4 protein-coding genes are annotated in these 3,354 nt (G+C 63.2%); 1 reads left to right on the top strand and 3 read right to left on the bottom strand.

Features of this window, described 5'->3' with window-relative positions; all coding sequences use genetic code 11:
• The coding region (locus tag E5W87_RS24245) for a trimethylamine methyltransferase family protein (RefSeq protein WP_292403257.1) at positions 1–1,122 on the top strand (1,122 nt) is incomplete at its 5' end.
• A gap of 122 nt (positions 1,123–1,244) precedes the next feature.
• Here E5W87_RS24245 and E5W87_RS24250 read toward each other — a convergent pair.
• The 3 genes from E5W87_RS24250 to E5W87_RS24260 form a co-directional block, all read right to left on the bottom strand.
• Complete coding sequence (locus E5W87_RS24250; protein ID WP_292403260.1) at positions 1,245–1,643, bottom strand: hypothetical protein; 399 nt, start codon at positions 1,641–1,643, stop codon at positions 1,245–1,247.
• A 57-nt stretch (positions 1,644–1,700) separates the two neighbouring features.
• Positions 1,701–3,110: a chromate efflux transporter gene (chrA, locus tag E5W87_RS24255; protein WP_292403263.1), complete on the bottom strand. Its 1,410-nt coding sequence runs from the start codon at positions 3,108–3,110 to the stop codon at positions 1,701–1,703.
• Positions 3,107–3,354, bottom strand: a 248-nt coding sequence (locus tag E5W87_RS24260) for a chromate resistance protein ChrB domain-containing protein (protein WP_292403266.1), incomplete at its 5' end; no start/stop codon positions are given. The genes E5W87_RS24260 and chrA, both read right to left, overlap by 4 nt.

Consider the following 3,354-nt stretch of genomic DNA (forward strand, 5'->3'; position numbering starts at 1 on the left):
CTGCAGGACATCTACGACGCCGCCCGCATCGTCGAGGGGCTCGACAACATCCATTTCTTCCAGCGGCCGATGGTGCCGCGCGACATTCCCGATCCTCTCGACATGGATTTCAACACGCTCTACGCCTGCGTGATGGGGACGTCGAAGCATGTCGGCACGTCCTTCACGGTGCGCGAGAACGTAAAGCCGGCGCTCGACATGCTCTACGCGATTGCCGGCGGCGAAGAGAATTTTCGCGCGCGGCCTTTCGTCTCCAATTCGAACTGTTTTGTCGTACCGCCGATGAAATTCGCCGAGGACGCCTGCGGCGTGCTCGAGGCCTGCGTCGAAGGCGGCATTCCAATCCTATTGCTGTCGGCCGGTCAGGCGGGCGCCACAGCGCCGGCGGCGATCGCCGGTGCGGTGGTGCAAGCGGTGGCCGAGGTGCTCGCAGGCCTTGTCTATGTCAACGTCATCAAACCGGGGCATCCGGCGATCTTCGGCACCTGGCCGTTCGTTTCGGACCTCAGGACCGGCGCCATGTCCGGCGGCTCGGCCGAGCAAGCGGTGCTGACCGCCGCCTGCGCTCAGATGGCGCAATTCTACGACCTGCCGGGCGGTTCGGCCGCCGGCATGACGGATTCGAAACTGCCCGATATTCAGTCCGGTTACGAAAAGGGCATCACCGATGTGATGGCCGGTCTTGCCGGCCTCAACCTCGTCTACGAATCGGCCGGCATGCACGCTTCCCTGCTCGGCTTCTGCCTGGAAAGCCTGATCATCGACAACGACATGCTCGGCCATTGCCTGCGCTGCGTGCGTGGCATCGAGGTGACCGATGAGTCGCTATCGATAGACACCATCGCCGACGTCTGCCTGAAGGGGCCGGGTCACTATCTCGGCAACGAGCAGACGCTGCGGTTGATGCAGACCGAGTACTTCTACCCGGCGGTCGGCGACCGCTTTTCGCCGAAGGAGTGGAACGAGAAAGGCAGGCCCGACATCTTGCAGCGGGCTATCATAGAGAAGAAACGCATCCTCGCCGAGCGCTTCCCGCGCCACGTGCCGAAGCTCCTCGACGACAAGTTGCGCGCTCGCTTCGGCAATCTGATCCATCTGCCGCGCAGCGGCATGGGCGGCTGAGGACGCTTCTCGTCAAAACGGTCAGAGCCTAATCCACCCCGACAAAATCGGGATGGGGCTCTACCTTTCTGCTGGACCATGATCTTTTCCGAAAACCGGGTTTCCACTTCCGGGATCATGGTCTAGTCGGCGCTCAAACCGTAGCGCTCGACGACCTCGCCACTGATCAGCTTGGCATGCAACGCCATCAGAACGATTTGCGCATCGAAGCTGTCGCCGGCCTCAAGGGCTGCCTCCAGCCGGCGCTCCGCATCCAGCCTATGTTGAAGGCCGTTGGATCGCTCGAACGCCTCCGGGCCGGCTATACAATAGCCAAGTAGCTGCGCCACCGGCGGGTAGGCGTGTGGTGGCGGCTCGTCGGCCCAGTGATCCTTCATCAGATTGACGATGGTGAGCTTAGCTCCCTCCGGCACAAGGGCGGGATGAAGGTCGACGCCACGTAACGCGGCGTCGAGTTGCCTGAGGTCGCCTGAGCGACCGAACATGCCGAGGAAGCCTAGGGAAGAGCGTCGTCTCGCCATGATGTTCCTTCATCCGAATGCCCGAAACCGCAGCGAAGCGCCCGCCGCACGCAGTCGCTATCCGCTCGCTGCCAACAACAAGACACCGGCGAGGGCCGATCCCGCAAGCGTCGGCAGCATGCCGATCTTCAGCTTCAGAATGGCGATCATGGCAGCACACGACAGCAGCGCCGCACGCCAGTCGGTCGATGAAAACACCGGCACGTCCATTCCAAGCCCGATGTTGCGCACCTCCCCGAAAATGACGTGCAAGCCGAACCACAGAGCGAGATTCATGATGACGCCGACGACGGCGGCGGTGATCGCGCTCAGCGCCGCCGACAGCGCCTTGTTGCCACGCAGGGCTTCGATGTAGGGCGCACCGAGGAATATCCAGAAGAAGCAAGGCGTGAACGTCGCCCACAGGGTGAGCATCGCCCCCAGCGATCCGGCAAGCAGTGGGTTCAAGGCTCCGGGCTGGCGGAACGCGGCGAGAAAACCGACGAACTGCAGAACCAGAATGAGCGGACCCGGCGTCGTCTCGGCAAGCCCAAGGCCGTCAACCATCTCACCGGGTGCGAGCCAGCCGAAGGATTCGACCGCTGCCTGCGCGACATAGGCAAGGACCGCGTAGGCGCCGCCGAAGGTGACGACCGCCATGACGCTGAAGAAGCCACCAATCTCAATCCACACGCTGGCGGATCCGGTGAACGCCCAGATCAGAAGCACAGGCCCCAGCCAGATCGGCAGCCAGATCGCAATGGTGCGCGGCGCATGCCACCGCGTCGGCCTGGTGTGGGCCAGCTCGCCGCGCTCGAACATCAGATCGACCGCGCCCTTGATGTCGGGAGCATCGCCCTTGCCGTGCGACGCGCCGGAGAAAAGGGCGGGCGCAACACGGTTGCCAATCCAGCCTGCCAGGCCGGCAAGCAGGATAATGAGCGGAAACGGCACGTTCAATGCATAGATGCCGATGAAGGCGGCGACCGCAATCGACACCATGACCCGATTCTTCAGGGCACGTCGTCCGATCCGGATCATCGCCTCGATCACGATGGCGAGCACGGCCGCTTTCACCCCGAAAAACAGCGCCTCGACGAGGGGGGCGTCGCCATACAGCGCATAGAGGATGCTCAAGGTGAGCATCACAAGCGCGCCCGGCGCGACGAAGAGGATGCCGGCGACGAGGCCGCCGATCGTCCGGTGCAGCAACCAGCCGATATAGATAGCGAGTTGCTGGGCTTCAGGGCCGGGCAGCAGCATGCAGTAGTTCAACGCATGCAGGAAACGCTGCTCGCCGATCCAACGCCGTTCCTCGACCAGTTCCTTGTGCATGAGCGCGATCTGCCCGGCCGGTCCGCCGAAGCTGAGCAGGCCGATTTTTGCCCAGAGCTTTACGCCTTCGCGGAAGGTTGGCGCTGACGGCGCTTCGACGGTCTCGCCAGTTTTGCCAGAAGCCCCAGTTTTTTCAGAGGTGTGGGCGCTCATGATGGCTTGCCTGGCCAGTTGTGCGTCTCCTCGGTGGCGTCGCGGCACCATCGGAAAAACGCATCGTAGAGCAGCATGCCTGCCTCCAGCTGTTCCAGATCGTCGCGAAACATCCGCGACAGGCCAAGCGAGGCGGCCAGGAATCCGGCTGCCTGGGGGGCCAGGTCGAGGCTTGCGGTGTCGGCTGCGCGCACAATCAAGGCCAAGCGGTCGAGCGCCTCGGATTCGAGCCCGAACTCTTCGA

The sequence above is a fragment of the Mesorhizobium sp. genome, assembly GCF_004962925.1.
Classification (GTDB): domain Bacteria; phylum Pseudomonadota; class Alphaproteobacteria; order Rhizobiales; family Rhizobiaceae; genus Mesorhizobium.